16 protein-coding genes are annotated in these 15,467 nt (G+C 31.6%); 3 read left to right on the forward strand and 13 right to left on the reverse strand.

Going from position 1 to position 15,467, the window contains the following annotated elements; genetic code table 11:
• Nucleotides 1-293: 293 nt before the first annotated feature.
• From B4G36_RS09215 to B4G36_RS09265, 11 genes are all read right to left on the reverse strand, one after another.
• On the reverse strand, nt 294-1,019 hold the full coding sequence (locus B4G36_RS09215) for a hypothetical protein (RefSeq protein WP_291063534.1): 726 nt from the start codon (nt 1,017-1,019) through the stop codon (nt 294-296).
• A gap of 145 nt (nt 1,020-1,164) precedes the next feature.
• Nucleotides 1,165-1,947 carry a nitrilase-related carbon-nitrogen hydrolase gene (locus B4G36_RS09220; RefSeq protein WP_291063536.1) on the reverse strand — a complete coding sequence of 261 codons (783 nt, stop codon included), beginning with the start codon at nt 1,945-1,947 and terminating at the stop codon, nt 1,165-1,167.
• Nucleotides 1,931-2,596 carry a phosphatase PAP2 family protein gene (locus B4G36_RS09225; protein ID WP_291063538.1) on the reverse strand — a complete coding sequence of 222 codons (666 nt, stop codon included), beginning with the start codon at nt 2,594-2,596 and terminating at the stop codon, nt 1,931-1,933. Before B4G36_RS09225 ends, B4G36_RS09220 begins: the two co-directional genes overlap by 17 nt.
• 131 nt (nt 2,597-2,727) lie before the next feature.
• Complete coding sequence (rplT, locus tag B4G36_RS09230; RefSeq protein WP_038337134.1) at nt 2,728-3,072, reverse strand: 50S ribosomal protein L20; 345 nt, start codon at nt 3,070-3,072, stop codon at nt 2,728-2,730.
• Nucleotides 3,073-3,167: 95 nt separating this feature from the next.
• Entirely contained in the window at nt 3,168-3,365 is a 198-nt protein-coding gene (rpmI, locus tag B4G36_RS09235; protein WP_038337133.1) for a 50S ribosomal protein L35, read from the reverse strand.
• Between the two features lie 59 nt (nt 3,366-3,424).
• Complete coding sequence (gene infC, locus B4G36_RS09240) at nt 3,425-3,934, reverse strand: translation initiation factor IF-3 (RefSeq protein ID WP_236688239.1); 510 nt, start codon at nt 3,932-3,934, stop codon at nt 3,425-3,427.
• Nucleotides 3,935-3,993: 59 nt separating this feature from the next.
• Entirely contained in the window at nt 3,994-5,916 is a 1,923-nt protein-coding gene (gene thrS, locus B4G36_RS09245) for a threonine--tRNA ligase (RefSeq protein ID WP_038337131.1), read from the reverse strand.
• Between the two features lie 154 nt (nt 5,917-6,070).
• Nucleotides 6,071-7,321 (reverse strand): endonuclease/exonuclease/phosphatase family protein, encoded by a 1,251-nt coding sequence (locus B4G36_RS09250; protein ID WP_291063541.1) that lies wholly within the window; start codon nt 7,319-7,321, stop codon nt 6,071-6,073.
• A 240-nt stretch (nt 7,322-7,561) separates the two neighbouring features.
• A complete protein-coding gene (locus tag B4G36_RS09255) occupies nt 7,562-8,656 on the reverse strand; it encodes an LptF/LptG family permease (RefSeq protein WP_291063543.1) in 1,095 nt (364 codons plus the stop codon).
• A gap of 1 nt (nt 8,657) precedes the next feature.
• A complete protein-coding gene (tgt, locus tag B4G36_RS09260; protein WP_291063545.1) occupies nt 8,658-9,788 on the reverse strand; it encodes a tRNA guanosine(34) transglycosylase Tgt in 1,131 nt (376 codons plus the stop codon).
• Between the two features lie 111 nt (nt 9,789-9,899).
• Nucleotides 9,900-11,201 (reverse strand): OmpA family protein, encoded by a 1,302-nt coding sequence (locus B4G36_RS09265; RefSeq protein ID WP_291063547.1) that lies wholly within the window; start codon nt 11,199-11,201, stop codon nt 9,900-9,902.
• Between the two features lie 177 nt (nt 11,202-11,378).
• On the opposite strand from B4G36_RS09265, the gene B4G36_RS09270 reads away from it, so the two are divergent.
• Together B4G36_RS09270 and B4G36_RS09275 are read left to right on the forward strand one after the other, a co-directional pair.
• The gene (locus tag B4G36_RS09270) at nt 11,379-12,281 is read left to right on the forward strand and encodes a mechanosensitive ion channel family protein (RefSeq protein WP_180905406.1); all 903 of its coding nucleotides are present in this window, start codon (nt 11,379-11,381) and stop codon (nt 12,279-12,281) included.
• Nucleotides 12,281-13,537, forward strand: coding sequence for a D-alanyl-D-alanine carboxypeptidase (locus B4G36_RS09275; protein WP_291063548.1), 1,257 nt, complete (start codon nt 12,281-12,283; stop codon nt 13,535-13,537). The genes B4G36_RS09270 and B4G36_RS09275 overlap by 1 nt, the downstream gene beginning before the upstream one ends.
• 49 nt (nt 13,538-13,586) lie before the next feature.
• Here B4G36_RS09275 and B4G36_RS09280 read toward each other — a convergent pair whose 3' ends face one another.
• Both B4G36_RS09280 and B4G36_RS09285 read right to left on the reverse strand, forming a co-directional pair.
• A complete protein-coding gene (locus B4G36_RS09280) occupies nt 13,587-14,060 on the reverse strand; it encodes a DUF6702 family protein (RefSeq protein WP_125349593.1) in 474 nt (157 codons plus the stop codon).
• Between the two features lie 180 nt (nt 14,061-14,240).
• Nucleotides 14,241-14,654: a hypothetical protein gene (locus tag B4G36_RS09285; protein WP_125349592.1), complete on the reverse strand. Its 414-nt coding sequence runs from the start codon at nt 14,652-14,654 to the stop codon at nt 14,241-14,243.
• Nucleotides 14,655-14,789: 135 nt separating this feature from the next.
• On the opposite strand from B4G36_RS09285, the gene trmB reads away from it, so the two are divergent.
• Complete coding sequence (gene trmB / locus B4G36_RS09290) at nt 14,790-15,467, forward strand: tRNA (guanosine(46)-N7)-methyltransferase TrmB (protein ID WP_286495708.1); 678 nt, start codon at nt 14,790-14,792, stop codon at nt 15,465-15,467.

Raw genomic sequence — 15,467 nt, forward strand, 5'->3', positions numbered from 1 at the left:
TTTTTCAACTAACTTAAAATTTACTACTTATAACTCGAAAATACCCCTATTTCCCTCAAGTGGATATTTTAACTTCTACTTCTATTCCTGTAAGTCTTAAATCTTATGTCTTATGTCTTATAACTTATCACTCAAAACTCAGAACTTATAACCCGCGTTAGGGATAGTAGTAAAAATCCTTTTGTAGGAATTGGAACTTTCTTACTTGAAATTGAATCTTCTTCTACAAAAGATTGGAACGGATAGTCCGACCGAAGGGAACGCCCAAATTAATTTTTGTTAGGCACTATAAATTATTTGAAATTTATTAATTTATATAGATCATTTACTTTTTTAATAGAATCATTATCTAAATAATATAGGAAAAATAGGTTCTTGTCTATCTCAACAAAACCAGTAATCATATAAGATTTTTCGTTTTTTGATTCAATTAATAAATCAGGTTTATAATCATTGTTAATATCTAGCTCAACCACACCTTTTAAAGCATAAAGCTTTATTCTATCATTTATAATTGAATCGATGGGATTTCCTTTTATATTATAATTTACAATGGGTTTATGTATAAAGAAATCATCTGGAAAGTACATTTCTTCATATTTAGTATTTTCAAAATTATATACATCAGGACTCCGAAAAAATGATATTTTTTTCATCATTCTTTTATTAATTTCGATAATTTCTCCTAAGTTATATATCCTTATGATTGATTTTATTTTATCATCAATTGTTTCAGGATTGTATGTGTAATTTAAATTTACTTGCCTTACTTTATTTGATTTGGAATCGAAATTTACTGTAATATTCTTTAAGTTTTTATCGTCAACAATTGAAAACAAGTGAGAATTAAAAGATTTTAACGATTTAAATTGTGCATTATTTACAGGTGGAACTTTATAATAAAGTTCATTATAAGATTCAAATTGATAATTATTAAAAGTCTTACGAACTAAATATAAAGTATAAGTTGCAGAAAGTACCAATAATATAAAGAATAGAAATATAAATATCTTTTTCATAATTAATTATTATCGAAATATCAATTGTAGTAGCTTTCATAGATGCTTTTACAAGTGTTATCCATTCATATTCATTATCCATAAATATATGAATAAAAAAGAATTACACATACAAAAAAAAGCCCAACCAAAGTTGAGCTTGTATTTATCCAAAATAAAATGAATCGCGATCATTTAGAAAATTGAAATGCTTTCGAGTTTTATCTTGTTCTTCTTTACCAATTTCGAACTGTAAAATTTCGGGATGATTGTTAATTGTTTCCAAATCTTGTCCCAATGTATCAAATAAATGTGAATCCCCTTGATACTCGAGATTATAGCCATCTACACCAATTCTATTTACTCCAGCAAGAAAAGCCATATTTTCGATTGCTCGAGCTTTTAGGAGTGAAATCCAAGCTTCACGACGTGCTTTTGGCCAACTAGCGTTACAAAGTATCAAATCGTAGGGATTTTCCTCAGTATTGCGAATCCAAACTGGAAATCGTAGATCGTAGCAAACAATAGGACGAATTTGCCATCCTTTATAATCTATCGTTACAATTTTATCTCCAGCAGAATATACGCCAGCTTCTTTTCCGTAACTGAACAAATGTTTCTTATCGTAAATGTAAATAGAGCCGCTTGGACAGATGAAATAAAATCGGTTATAGTATTTATCGTTTTCATGCGTAGAAATGCTTCCAGCAATCGCAGAATTTAATTCTTTGGCTTTGTGTTGCATCCATTCGAATGTTTCTCCAAAAGGCTTTTGACCAATTTTTTCTACATTCATAGAAAATCCCGAAGCAAACATTTCTGGTAACAATATAATATCGGTTTGATGATTGGTTAATAATTCATCTAAATAAGCGTGATTAGCTTTTGCATCTTCCCAGATTACATCGTATTGTATTAATGATATTTTAAGTTTATTTTGAATCTCCATTGTTAATAAATTTTTGATCTAATTTTGGTTTATTAGATTGATTGATGATGTAATACATAAAGATAAATATAAAAAAACCAATAAACGAACCGCCAACTGTATCAATCGCAAAATGGCGTGACAAGTAGATTCTACTAATTGCGATACTCGGAAAATGGAGCGCAAAAAATAATTGTAACCATCTGTTTTTGGTTAATAAACATAAAGTCATCGAAATTATTGCGGCTGTTAATGAATGTCCCGAAGGAAAAGTTGAAGCCATTTGTATCGCATAATCTTTGACTAGAATAATGTCTATTTTTTTCTGTGTAAAATAATATCCAGGACGTAAAACTTGTTCGAAATAGACATTCTTAAAAAAGACACTAATTGTTGTTGCAACTGCTCCAGAAGCTAATAAATAATAAAAATAACGACGAGTAGTTTTCCAAAATAGATAACCAAGAAGTATAAAAAATAAATAATAGGTTCCAAAATCGGTATAAAAAACAAAGAGTTTATCGAGATAATGATTGCTGTATTGATTGAAATGCAGATGTAATTCGTCGCGTCCATAATATTGCGTCATGGCGATTGCGGCAAAATTGTAGATAAAAAATACAAAAAAAAATGGCCAAATTCTTAGAAATAAATCTTTTTGTTGATTCATTTGAAGGTTTTTAAATAATATTTATGATGAGATTCTAAAACAAGTTTAGAATGACATTCATTCAAATTTAAGCAAAAAAAAACTTGACTAAATAGCCAAGTTTTAAAACGTTTTAATATTGTTTAAAAAAATTATTTTACTTTTTCTACGATTGCTTTGAAAGCTTCTGGATTGTTCATCGCTAAGTCAGCTAAAACTTTACGATTTAATTCAATTCCAGCTTTGTGGATAGCTCCCATAAATTTAGAGTAAGACAATCCGTGTAATCTTGCTCCAGCGTTAATTCTTTGAATCCATAACGCACGGAAATTTCTTTTCTTTTGACGTCTATCGCGGTAAGCGTATACTAAACCTTTTTCTACTGCATTTTTAGCAACAGTCCAAACGTTTTTTCTTCTTCCGTAATATCCTTTTGCAAGTTTTAAAACTCTTTTTCTTCTAGCTCTTGACGCAACTGCGTTTACTGATCTTGGCATAATTTTTAATTTTTTTGTAGTGGGCGAGATTGCTCTGCTTTAAGGCCCATCGACAGGGTTAATAATGAATTAATAAACCAAATAAGAACACGTTCTTATTTTAATCTTAATTGTTGTTTTACTGAATGAACATCAGCTTGATCAACTAAACCAGTTTGAGTTAAATTTCTCTTTTGTTTAGTCTCTTTTTTTGTTAGGATGTGGCTTTTAAAAGCGTGTTTTCTTTTAATTTTACCTGTTCCTGTTAATTTGAAACGTTTTTTCGCTCCAGATTTTGTTTTTAATTTTGGCATGATTACAAATATTTAAAATTAAAACGTTTTTTATTTTTTGTAAGATGATAAGAACCTAATTATTTCTTAGGTCCCATCATCATAATCATTCTTTTACCTTCAAGTTTTGGCATTTGTTCTACTTTTCCAACATCTTCCAATTCTTGAGCTAAACGTAACAATAAGATTTCTCCTTGATCTTTAAAGATAATAGAACGTCCTTTGAAGAAAACATATGCTTTCAATTTTGAACCTTCTTCTAAGAAAGATCTTGCGTGACGTCTTTTGAATTCGTAATCATGATCATCTGTTTGAGGACCGAAACGAATTTCTTTTACGACAACTTTCTGCTGTTTAGCTTTAAGTTCTTTTTCTTTTTTCTTTTGTTCGTATAAGAATTTTTTGTACTCTACGACACGACAAACAGGTGGAATGGCTTTTTCACTGATCATTACCAAATCTAAACCTTGTTCTTCTGCAAGTTCTAAAGCTTTAGCTATTGGATATACACCAGGTTCTATACCTTCTCCAACAACGCGTACTTCTTTCGCGTCAATCTTATCATTGATCTTGTGTTGATCTTCCTTAATTACTCTGGCTGGACCTCTGCCGCCTTTTCTTCTAATTGCGATAGTTATTCTGTTTTAAATTATTTTAATTTGATTTGTTCTTTCATGAAGTCGATAAACGCTTGAATCGTCATCTCTCCTAAATCACCTTCTCCGTGTCTTCTTACAGAAACTGTACCGTTTTCTGCTTCTTTTTCACCGATGATTAACATGAAAGGAATTTTACCGATTTCGGCATCACGGATTTTTTTACCAGTTTTCTCGTTTCTACTGTCAATCAGTCCGTTAATTTCCTCTTCGGCCAGCAAATTTAATACTTTTTCTCCATATTCCACATATTTTTCACTAATTGGTAAAATTGTGAATAAATCTGGTGTTAACCAAAGTGGTAAATTACCTGCTGTATTTTCTAACAAAATGGCAATGAAACGTTCCATAGAGCCAAATGGCGCACGGTGAATCATTACTGGTCTGTGTTTTTCGTTGTCTGCTCCAGTGTAAGTTAAATCAAAACGTTCTGGTAAGTTATAATCCACTTGGATTGTTCCTAATTGCCATTGACGTCCTAATGCATCTTTCACCATAAAGTCTAACTTAGGTCCATAGAATGCAGCTTCGCCATATTCTACAACTGTTGGTAAACCTTTTTCTGCTGATGCTGTGATAATTGCTTGTTCAGCTTTTTCCCAGTTTTCATCAGATCCGATGTATTTTTCTTTATTCTCTGGATCTCTTAATGAGATTTGAGCCGAATAATTATCAAATCCAAGATTTGTAAATACATATAAAACTAAATCAATTACTTTTTTGAATTCTTCTAATAATTGATCTGGTGTACAGAATAAGTGAGCATCATCTTGAGTAAATCCACGAACACGCGTTAAACCGTGTAATTCTCCTGATTGTTCGTAACGGTAAACTGTACCAAATTCTGCATAACGTTTTGGTAAATCGCGGTACGACCATTGAGAAGTTTTGTAAATCTCACAGTGATGTGGACAGTTCATTGGTTTTAACAAGAATTCTTCTCCTTCGTTTGGTGTTTTAATTGGCTGAAAACTATCTGCACCATATTTAGCATAGTGACCAGAAGTCACATACAATTCTTTTTGACCAATGTGCGGAGAAATCACCATTTCGTAACCCATTTTTTGTTGCTCTTTCAATAAGAAGTTTTCTAATTTTCTTCTCAAAGCAGCTCCTTTTGGTAACCAAAGTGGTAAACCTGCACCAACTTTTTCAGAGAAAGCAAATAAACCTAGTTCTTTCCCTAGTTTACGGTGATCACGTTTTTTTGCTTCTTCTAATAACTCAAGATATTCTGTTAAATCTTTTTGTTTTGGGAATGTAATACCATAAACACGAGTCAACATTTTGTTTTTCTCATCTCCACGCCAATAAGCTCCCGCAACATTCAAGATTTTTGCAGCTTTCACAATTCCAGTGTTTGGAATGTGTCCACCACGACATAAATCTGTAAAATTATCGTGTGTACAGAATGTAATATCTCCATCATTTAAATTAGAAATTAATTCTGTTTTGTATTCATTGTCTTTGTACGTCTCTAATGCTTCTGCTTTTGAAACTGAATATAATTTGAATTCAGCTTTTTTCTTTGCATTCTCTAACATTGCTTTTTCTACTTTCGCAAAATCAGCTTCTGTAAATTTATCCTCACCAAAATCAACATCGTAATAGAAACCTTTGTCAATCGCAGGTCCAATAGTTAATTTAGCATTTGGATAAAACTCTAAAATAGCTTGCGCTAATAAGTGAGCAGATGAATGCCAAAAAGCTTTTTTACCCATTTCATCATTCCAGGTTAACAATTTGATCGTTGCATCTGTGGTGATTGGGGTTGTTGTTTCAACTTGTTGATCGTTTACTATAGCCGAAATTACATTACGTGCTAAACCTTCACTAATGCTTAGCGCCACGTCCATAGGAGTTACGCCACTCTCATACTGTTTTACACTTCCATCTGGAAGAGAAATGTTTATCATCTTACTTTTAGAATTTGTACTAAGATGCAAAATTACGAATTTTCTGCAAGTTGACGAAATTTTTAAAGAATTGATTTTAGCTAAAATATTAAGTAAATAGTTGAGCTATTGTTTTGAATGAAATTATCTTGTTTTCGATAAAACTTATATTGAATTATTTTTTTATAAACTTTAAAATCTCGCTCGATTCTTTTGTTTTAATATAATAAATTCCAGCCACTAAGCCTTGACAATCAACCGTAATATTTGACTGATTATTAATACGAACCGATTTTATAATTTGTCCAACTGAATTGTAAAAAAAAAGTATATTATTTTGAGCATGTAATTGAGTTTTATCAACTCCTATTATAATTTTATCATTCGTGATATTTGCTGATTGCAACCAGATAAAAGGTTTTGATTCAATTGATGTTGTACTTAAATTCTCATGAATTTTAAATTGCATGACAATAGGTAAATGATCGCTCATGTTATACAAATTAGTTCGTAAAGTTTGTGAGTAGGTACCCGTACAATTAGGATCTTTAACGTCTTTATTCAAACAATCTCCATTATTTCCATACGCTTTATAACTATTGTTTATAAAAGAAAAACGTGAGCTGTTTTTGAAATTTTCGCTCATCATAATAAAATCAAAGCGATCGTCCAAACCGCCACTTGCCCCTGCATTAGTTCCGCTTCCAAAACCTATGTTAGAAACGCGAGTACTTTGAGTGTGTAAATAGCTAAAAGCTGGATTGTCTTGCCAACTTCCAGGTGCATTTAATGGATCAATCATCAAAATAGCATTTGCTGGATTGATAATTTCTTGATATGCTGGTTCTGATGAATTATAAAAATTAAAATCTCCAGCAAAAAGAACATATGTATTAGGTTGCGTTAATTTTTTCAAGGATTTTGTGACTTCTTGCACCATTTCCAAACGCATTTGACGATTTGCAGGTCCTGTACTCGATTTTAGATGCGCAACAAAAACTTCTAAATGAATAGGATCGTTTGAAGTAATATTTAATTGAAAAGAATAATGATTGATGTCGCGATAAACTGTTGGGATTTTTTGTTGATTAACTAACGCCAATTTACGTGTATTATAAAAAACCATTGTTTGTAACGGATCATCTAATTTCGTTGTATCAGCTACAAAAAGTGCGCGAGCAAATTTATCAGGTTGATTTTGCAAAGATGTATTTAAGATTAAATCAGCGCCATTTTCTGTTACTAATTCACAAATCATAAATAAATCTGGTTTGTATTCGTCTAAAATATCTCTTAAGATCAATTGACGATTTTGAGGAAGTGAATTCGGAAATTTGAACACATTATAAAACATTGTATTTAATGTTTCTTGTGAAAAAATAGAAACCGAAAGGATTAAAAATAAAAGGAGTAAATTTTTTTTCATATCAATTGATTTTAGTTTTACACTTCAATTTTTTTTAAATCTAAGAAATTAATTTAGAATATCTTAAAGTTAATTATTATCAATTAAATAAAAAATTTTATTTCTGAAAACTGACGAATTTAAGAAGAATTATTTTAGTTAAATTATTGTGAGTTTTTAGATGGATTCAATAAATTATTTACTTGTATTGTTGATACAAAAAAAATCCAGTTCTTTTTAGAACTGGATTTTTGAAATATTTTATGAACGTGCTCGTCTGAAATATAAAAACAAAGTTAGTAATCCGAAGACGATGTTTGGTATCCATGAGGCGACAAGTGGAGACACATATCCTTTTTCGGAAAACGTAGATGTTGTTTGCGAAAAGAAAATGTACACAAATGCTAATGAAATACCAACAGCAAGGTTGATTCCGATTCCTCCACGACGTTTTTTAGATGAAAGCGATAGAGCCAAAAGTGTCAAAATAATAGTTGAAAATGGACCGCTCAAACGATTATTTAATTCATTTTCGTATGTATTTACATTGGCAGAACCTTTTGCTTTTTGTTTCTGAATAAATTCATTCAATTCGAAGGTATTCATTGTTTCAGCAACATATTCTTCTGGTAAAATTTCGTCTGGCGAAGCGGGCAATTTTATATTTGTATTGGGTTCGTACGTTAATTTTTCAGTATGATCTTTGTTTATTTCTCTTGTATAAACACTTATCAATGCATATGTAGAATCTTTGTCGTTCCAATTAAAACTTGAGGCAATGATTTGTTTTTTTAATTCAGTTGAATCAAATTTTTGGTAGACAAAAGAGCTTCCCAATTTTTCGGTTCTATCATAACTATCCACAAAAACATATTCTTTTGGGGAAATTTGCGAACCAATACGTTGTCTTTTGTAATATTCTTCCTTTTTTGAATTGCTGAGCATATGAACATACTCATATTTATTTTTTTTGATATTAGCCCATGGCAAAACAATGTTTCCAACAACTAAGGCTGAAACAGCTAAAAATATAGCCACCCAAACATATGGAAGGGTAAATCGATAAAAACTAATTCCACCCGAAAGTACACCTACAATTTCGGTTTGCATCGTTAAACGCGATGTAAAATAGATCACGGAGATGAAAACAGCAATCGGTAAAAAGGTGTTGATAATCCAAATTGACCAATAAGGGTAAAATTCGGTTAATGCAGAATATGCAGTAGAACCACTATCATTAATACGTCCTAATTTTTGACTAAGATCGACAATTACGGCGATAGTAGATAAAATCAAAACCATAAAGATGAAGGTTCCGATAAAGTTTCGGATGATGTATTTATCAATTATTTTCAAACTACAGACGTTGTTTTAATTGTGGAACAATTTGTTCTTTCCATTGAGCGAAATCTCCTGCTAAGATATGTTCTCTTGCCACTCTTACCAAATCTAAATAAAAGGCAAGGTTATGAACTGATGCAATTTGTTTTCCTAAAGCTTCGTTGGCATTGAACAAATGACGAACATAGGCTTTTGTGTAATAACTATCCACATAGCTTGTCCCGTTTTCGTCTAATGGTTCGAAACAATCTTTCCATTTTGCATTTTTCATATTCATAACACCATTCCACGTGAACAACATGGCGTTACGCGCGTTACGCGTTGGCATAACACAGTCGAACATATCAACTCCTAAAGCAATACATTCGATGATATTCCAAGGTGTTCCAACTCCCATTAAATAGCGAGGTTTGTCTTGTGGAAGAATTTCTGTTACGATATCCGTCATTTCGTACATCACAGGTTCTGGTTCACCAACAGATAATCCACCAATTGCATTTCCTTCTGCACCGAAATCTGCAATATATTTTGCTGATTCTTGACGTAAATCTTTAAAATCGTTTCCTTGTACAATTGGGAACAGCGTTTGTTTGTGATCGTAATATTCAGGATTATTGTTTAACCAAGTTCTACAACGCTCCAACCAACGATGTGTAACATGCATGGCACGTTTCGCATCATGATATTTTGCAGGAATTCCTGTTAATTCATCAAAAGCCATAAAAATATCTGCTCCGATGTAACGTTGGATTTCCATTGATTTCTCTGGTGTAAACATATGGTAAGAACCATCGATATGCGATTTAAAACGCACACCTTCTTCAGATTTTTTGCGACTTGTCGACAAAGAATACACTTGGAATCCTCCAGAATCTGTTAAGATTGGTTTTTGCCAATTCATAAATTTATGTAATCCTCCCGCTCTGTGCAAAATATCAGTTCCTGGACGCAAATACAAATGATAAGTATTTCCAAGAATGATTTGGGCCTTAATATCTTCTTCTAACTCACGTTGGTGAACAGATTTTACTGTACCAACTGTACCAACAGGCATAAAAATAGGTGTTTGAATTTTACCGTGATCGGTTTCTACAACACCGGCTCTTGCCTTTGAAAATTCGTCTTTTTTATCGATTGAAAATTTCATAGTGTGCAAAGATATTAATTGTTTAGCTTGTTGCGAGTTGGTTTCGAAAAAAATAACAAAAAAATAAGGATAAAGTAGCCTTTACCCTTATTTGGAAATTTTATGAAATGATTATTTTGTGAAACGTAATGACATTTTGCGATCAGAAGCTCTTTCTGAGTCAGAAGCTGTTTCAGCTACTTTTGCAAATTCTTCTCCGTAACCTTCGGCAGCAATAACTTGCGCACCAACACCACGTTTTGTTAATTCAGCTTTTAAGTAATCTGCTCTTTTTTGAGAGATTACTTTGTTTTTCGCATCATCACCAACTTTATCTGTGTATGCTCCAAGTTTAATTTTTGCAGTTGGGTATTTTTTCAAAATTGCAGCAACATTATCTAATTGAACGTCAGAACCTGGCTCTAATTGATCTGTTTTACCAAAAACGAAGTTGACATTATCAAAGTTGAACCATTTTTCTTTCAATTGATCTTCTGTCATTGTTGCAAAATCTGGCGCTTTGATAAATTTGATAATTTGATCTTCTAATCCATTTGCGTATCCTTTCAAAGCAACACCATCTAAATCAATATCAGATAATTCTTTTGGCGCAGCGTTTAGAGAATCAGTATTCAATGAATCAACTACAATTTCAGTTTCTTCTGTAACAACTGTTTTTTCTTCGTCTTTATTACATTTTTTTAATAAGAAAAAGGCTGCTAAAGCAAGTAGGATCAATGGAATTAACCATTTCCAAAAACCTCCGCCACCATTGTTGTTATGAGTTTCTGCGTAAGCATCAACTGGCGCTACATAAGGTTTTTCTTCCGGTTCTACATCAACTACTTTTCTTGTTTCTGTAATAGTTTCAGTTACATGATCTTTTGCAACATCTATTGTTTCAGTGATTTTAGGCGCATCATTAAACATTGTTCCTACACCTAAAGCTCCAAGTCCTAAACCAGTTGGAATTAATCCTAAAATTTTATCTTTAATTCCTCCTAAAGATGAAAAGAAATCAGCTTCTGTTACATTGTTAAATTCGGCTTCTTTTCCAATGGATCCAAAGGTTGTTAAAGCTGTTAAGTCTAATAATTTTGAAGATGAACCTGTCGAAATCCCTGCATATTCAGCAATTTTAGAAACGATTGGTTGCGCATTCGAACCAAAAATAACATTGATTAATTCTTTGATCGTGTCTGGTGTTTCTTGTTCTGTAGAGATATTTGCTAATCCACGAGAAGCACCAAAAGATTTGATGGTATGAAATAAACCAGTTGTTGAATTCTTTTTTTCTAAAACACCTCCTAAAAGAATAGGAATAAATGCATTGATTGCTTTAGAAATTCCCGATTCACTTTCACCTAATTCTGATGAAGTTTTCGAGATCAAATCTGGGGTAATATACCCTTTTACTAATTCAATAATGTTCATAGATTTTAATTTTTAATTATAGTCCTTTTTTAGTTGTAATTTATTATTAACGAATATTGTACCAATATTCATGTTTATTAAAAATAGTTAAAAAAAATGATAATTTTTCTATTTTTTTGAAAAGATGTTAGATTGGAACTAATTTTATCAACTGAATTACTAATAAAAAGAATAATTATGCAAGAGCAAGACAAAGTAGATAGTTTGCAAGATGTAATAACAACACCATTTAAGGATTTAGAAAACTTTACACAATGGTTATTAACGAAAGGTTCTGAAGTTGGATGGAGCTTAGTTTCTGCTTTATTAACCTTAATAATTGGTTTTTGGGTAACAGGTAAACTTGTCAAGTTAATCGAAAAAAGAATGGTTGCACGAAATGTCGATTTATCAATTCGCACGTTTTTAATTCCAATTCTTAATATATTATTCAAAGCTATTGTATTAACTTTTGTTGTAGGGCGATTAGGTTTTAATGCTTCTGGTTTTGTTGCAGCTTTAGGAGGTGTTGGTTTAGCAGTTGGTTTAGCTTTACAAGGATCTTTGTCAAATTTTGCAGCAGGAATTTTAATTATTCTTTTCAAACCTTTTAAAGTTGGGGATTATATCGTATCGCAAGGAAATGAAGGAAGTGTAGAGTCGATAAATTTACTAAATACAGTAATTGCAACTGCAAAAGGACAGATCATAACTTTGCCAAACGGAAATTTATTTAACAATCCAATTACCAATTATTCTGTAAAAGAATATCGTCGATTAGATGTAAATGTTGGTATTTCTTATGATGATGATTTTGACAAAGCGCGCGAAGTTTTGTTGAATGTTTTAGAGAAAAATGAATTGGTTGATGATACACAATCTAAAACGGTTGAGATTCTAGAATTTGCTGCAAGTTCTGTGAATTTGGCTGTGCGTTGTTATGTGAAAAATAGTGATTATTGGACGGCTTATTGGCAATTGTATCGCGCGGTGAAATATGCGTTAGACGACAATAATATCTCGATGCCTTATCCACATACAGAAATGATTATTAAAAACGAATCGAACTCGTCAACAATTCCTTTCGAGAACAAAGATTAATGAAGTATTTACTTACCATATTATCAATTTTTTCGTCTGTGCATCTTTTTGCGCAGACCGAATTAATTGAGAAACATCTCAATTCAGATTTCTATTCCACTCAATTCACGGGATTTTATTTGTATGATCCAATTACGAAAGAAGAAATTTATAATTATAACGGAAACAAATTTTTTATTCCAGCTTCTAACACCAAAATTTTTACGTTGTATACAGCGATGAAAATGTTAAATGATTCGATTCCTGCATTCAAATATCAGTTGATTGGCGACGAATTGCATATCGAAGGAACTGGAGATCCAACTTTTTTGCATCCAAAATATGAAAATACACGAGCGTTAGATTTCTTGAAAAGTAATGGTTCTAAAATTGTTTTTCATTGGAATAATTTCGACGAAGAATCTTTTTTACCAGGTTGGACTTGGGACGATTTTAGAAAAGATTATGCGCCAGAAAGAAGTCAGTTTCCGATTCATGAAAATTTAGTTTCAATTTCGAAAAATGGAAGTTCAATCAAAACATTTCCAACATATTTTGAAGAATTAACAGAAATTAGAGAAATGCCAGAGCCGAGGAATTTCTATGACAATAAATTTTATATCAGCAATAAAAAACGAACAGAAAAAGTTCCTTTTATTGTGAATGAAACGGTAATAGAAAAATCGTTGTCGCAAATTTTGGGTAAACCTGTTGATATGGTCAAAACGCCAATGGTCAATAATCCGAAAGTGTTTTATAGTCAGAAATCAGATGATGTTTACCGCGAAATGATGGAAAATAGCGATAATTTTTTGGCAGAACATTTATTGATTTTAGCTTCGAGTACTTTACCAGGAAAACTGAGCGCTTCTGAAACGATTACCTTTTCGAAAAGATATTTATTGAATGATTTGAAACAACAACCAGAATGGTTTGATGGTTCGGGATTATCGCGTTACAATTTGTTTACACCGCAAATTTTTGCTCAAGTTTTGGGGAAAATGTACAACGAATTTCCCGAGCAACGTTTGTTTTCTATTTTCCCAATAGGTGGTAAAACTGGAACAATCAAAAATAGATACAAAGATTCAGTGCAACCTTATATTTACGCCAAAACAGGAACGTTGAACAATAATGTAACGTTGAGTGGTTATTTGAAAACGAAATCTGGAAGAACGTTAATTTTTAGTTTGATGAATAATAATTCAATCAAAGATTTATCTTGGATTCGAAATGAGAATGAAAAGTTATTGCGAATTATTAGAGATAATTATTAAGCATATTTGAAATAAAAAAGCCTTCCAAAATCGGAAGGCTTTTGCTTTATTAGAAAGACATCTTTACGGTGTCGTTATTTCCTGTTAATACTTTTGTGTCTTTTTTATTTTTGACATCAAAAGTTACAATGTTTTGCTGATCATTAAAAATATCTGTCAACAAAGCCACTTTTAGTTCTATCGAGCTGATATTAGAAATTTTATCAAACTTAAAAAAAACTCGTGTCGATTTATCATTTACCTGATAACCATAATAAGAAGTTCCCAAAGCTTTACCATTTACTTTTACATCAACTTTACTATTTACATACGCTTTCAACTTGTTTTCGAAGTTAGATTTGTTTGAAACATCAGCACCAACGGCTTTTTCCAACTGATTGGTAAATGTACGTGCAGTGATATTTAAAGTTCCAGTTTCTTGTTCGTAATCAACCTTGATATTTGCTGTATGAAAATCTTGGGCACTTAGGTTAAAAGCTACTAAAACCAAAAGCAAAGAGAATAGATATTTTATATATTTCATTTTATTTCTTAGTTTGTACAAGTCTATTTCAAATCGAGTGCCAAAGATTCTTAAAATTTAAAAGAAAGCTTTAGCGACTTGTTAATAACGAAATTAGAATAAAAAAATTATAAATCACATAAAAATATAAAAAGAGTATTAATAACTTAATACTCTTTTCTATGAATTTATTCTAAATTTTTAAGCAAACCAAACATGGTAAGGAATTCTACTTAAAATACAAACTAAACCAATAATTGCAAAGACTGCAACGCTCATTGGTACAGTTGTAGATCGTTTTAATTTTGCATTCGCAATTGTCATAAAAACAACACCTGCAATCATCATCATAGGGTGTTCAACAAAAGTTAATCTCAAGCCAGAATCTTTCATTATTCCTGATGGTTCCAAAGCAGAAAACATCATAATATAGTAGACTAATCCAAGTAATAATTGAACGTGAAAAGTAATGGTTGTAAATAACCCGATTTTTTTAATTGTTGCGTTTGTATCTTTTTTAGAAATCGCATAAATTAATGTTGAAATCACAAAGATAACGCCCATCAAAATCACAAGATAAGCCCAGCCACTATGAAATTGTTTGATAAAATCCATTTTTCTAATTTTAGTTTTTCAATACAAAAATAATAAACCTTTTTACATAAATACTATTTGATGATATTTATGTGTTTTCAGAACAGTTTTTTAGATTAATCAAAATCTCGTAATTTCGCGCAAAATATATCCGAAATGGGAAAAGATAAAATCAGAAGATTTAACGAAAATAAAACTTTTCAGAATGTTGTGCAACCGACACGAGAAGAGGCGATTAACGAGTTTGCATTAAAAGGAAATTGGAACAAAGAATTTTTCAAGAACGATAATCCAATTGTGTTAGAACTTGGATGCGGAAAAGGAGAATATACAGTTGCAATGGCACGTCGTGACAAGGATCGTAATTTTATCGGAGTAGATATTAAAGGATCAAGATTTTGGCGTGGTGCTAAGACTTGTTTGGATGAAGGAATTGAAAATGCTGGATTTCTTCGAACTCAAATCGAAATTATCGATCATCTTTTTGCTGAAAATGAAGTGAGTGAAATTTGGATTACTTTCCCAGATCCACAAATCAAATACAGAAGAACAAAACATCGTTTAACCGATCCTGAATTTTTGAGACGTTACAATACCATCTTAAAACCTGAAGGAACAGTTAATTTAAAAACGGACTCTGAATTTTTACACGGATATACACATGGTGTTATTCACATCGAAGGACACGAAGTGATTCGTTCTACACACGATGTTTATCACCCAGATCATTCAGATATTCCAGCAATTGTAACAGCTGTACAAACATATTATGAATCGAAATTTTTGGAAGAAGGTAAAAAGATTACCTATATAAAGTTTCAATTAAAATATTAA

The organism is Empedobacter sp. UBA3239 (assembly GCF_002362875.1).
Classification (GTDB): Bacteria; Bacteroidota; Bacteroidia; order Flavobacteriales; family Weeksellaceae; genus Empedobacter; species Empedobacter falsenii_B.

Bases quoted from the DNA above. Each gene is read 5' to 3' on its own strand.
- B4G36_RS09215 (WP_291063534.1), bottom strand. From the start codon at position 1,019: ATGAAAAAGATATTTATATTTCTATTCTTTATATTATTGGTACTTTCT.
- B4G36_RS09220 (WP_291063536.1), bottom strand. From the start codon at position 1,947: ATGGAGATTCAAAATAAACTTAAAATATCATTAATACAATACGATGTA.
- B4G36_RS09225 (WP_291063538.1), bottom strand. From the start codon at position 2,596: ATGAATCAACAAAAAGATTTATTTCTAAGAATTTGGCCATTTTTTTTT.
- rplT (WP_038337134.1), bottom strand. From the start codon at position 3,072: ATGCCAAGATCAGTAAACGCAGTTGCGTCAAGAGCTAGAAGAAAAAGA.
- rpmI (WP_038337133.1), bottom strand. From the start codon at position 3,365: ATGCCAAAATTAAAAACAAAATCTGGAGCGAAAAAACGTTTCAAATTA.
- thrS (WP_038337131.1), bottom strand. From the start codon at position 5,916: ATGATAAACATTTCTCTTCCAGATGGAAGTGTAAAACAGTATGAGAGT.
- B4G36_RS09250 (WP_291063541.1), bottom strand. From the start codon at position 7,321: ATGAAAAAAAATTTACTCCTTTTATTTTTAATCCTTTCGGTTTCTATT.
- tgt (WP_291063545.1), bottom strand. From the start codon at position 9,788: ATGAAATTTTCAATCGATAAAAAAGACGAATTTTCAAAGGCAAGAGCC.
- B4G36_RS09265 (WP_291063547.1), bottom strand. From the start codon at position 11,201: ATGAACATTATTGAATTAGTAAAAGGGTATATTACCCCAGATTTGATC.
- B4G36_RS09270 (WP_180905406.1), top strand. From the start codon at position 11,379: ATGCAAGAGCAAGACAAAGTAGATAGTTTGCAAGATGTAATAACAACA.
- B4G36_RS09275 (WP_291063548.1), top strand. From the start codon at position 12,281: ATGAAGTATTTACTTACCATATTATCAATTTTTTCGTCTGTGCATCTT.
- B4G36_RS09280 (WP_125349593.1), bottom strand. From the start codon at position 14,060: ATGAAATATATAAAATATCTATTCTCTTTGCTTTTGGTTTTAGTAGCT.
- B4G36_RS09285 (WP_125349592.1), bottom strand. From the start codon at position 14,654: ATGGATTTTATCAAACAATTTCATAGTGGCTGGGCTTATCTTGTGATT.
- trmB (WP_286495708.1), top strand. From the start codon at position 14,790: ATGGGAAAAGATAAAATCAGAAGATTTAACGAAAATAAAACTTTTCAG.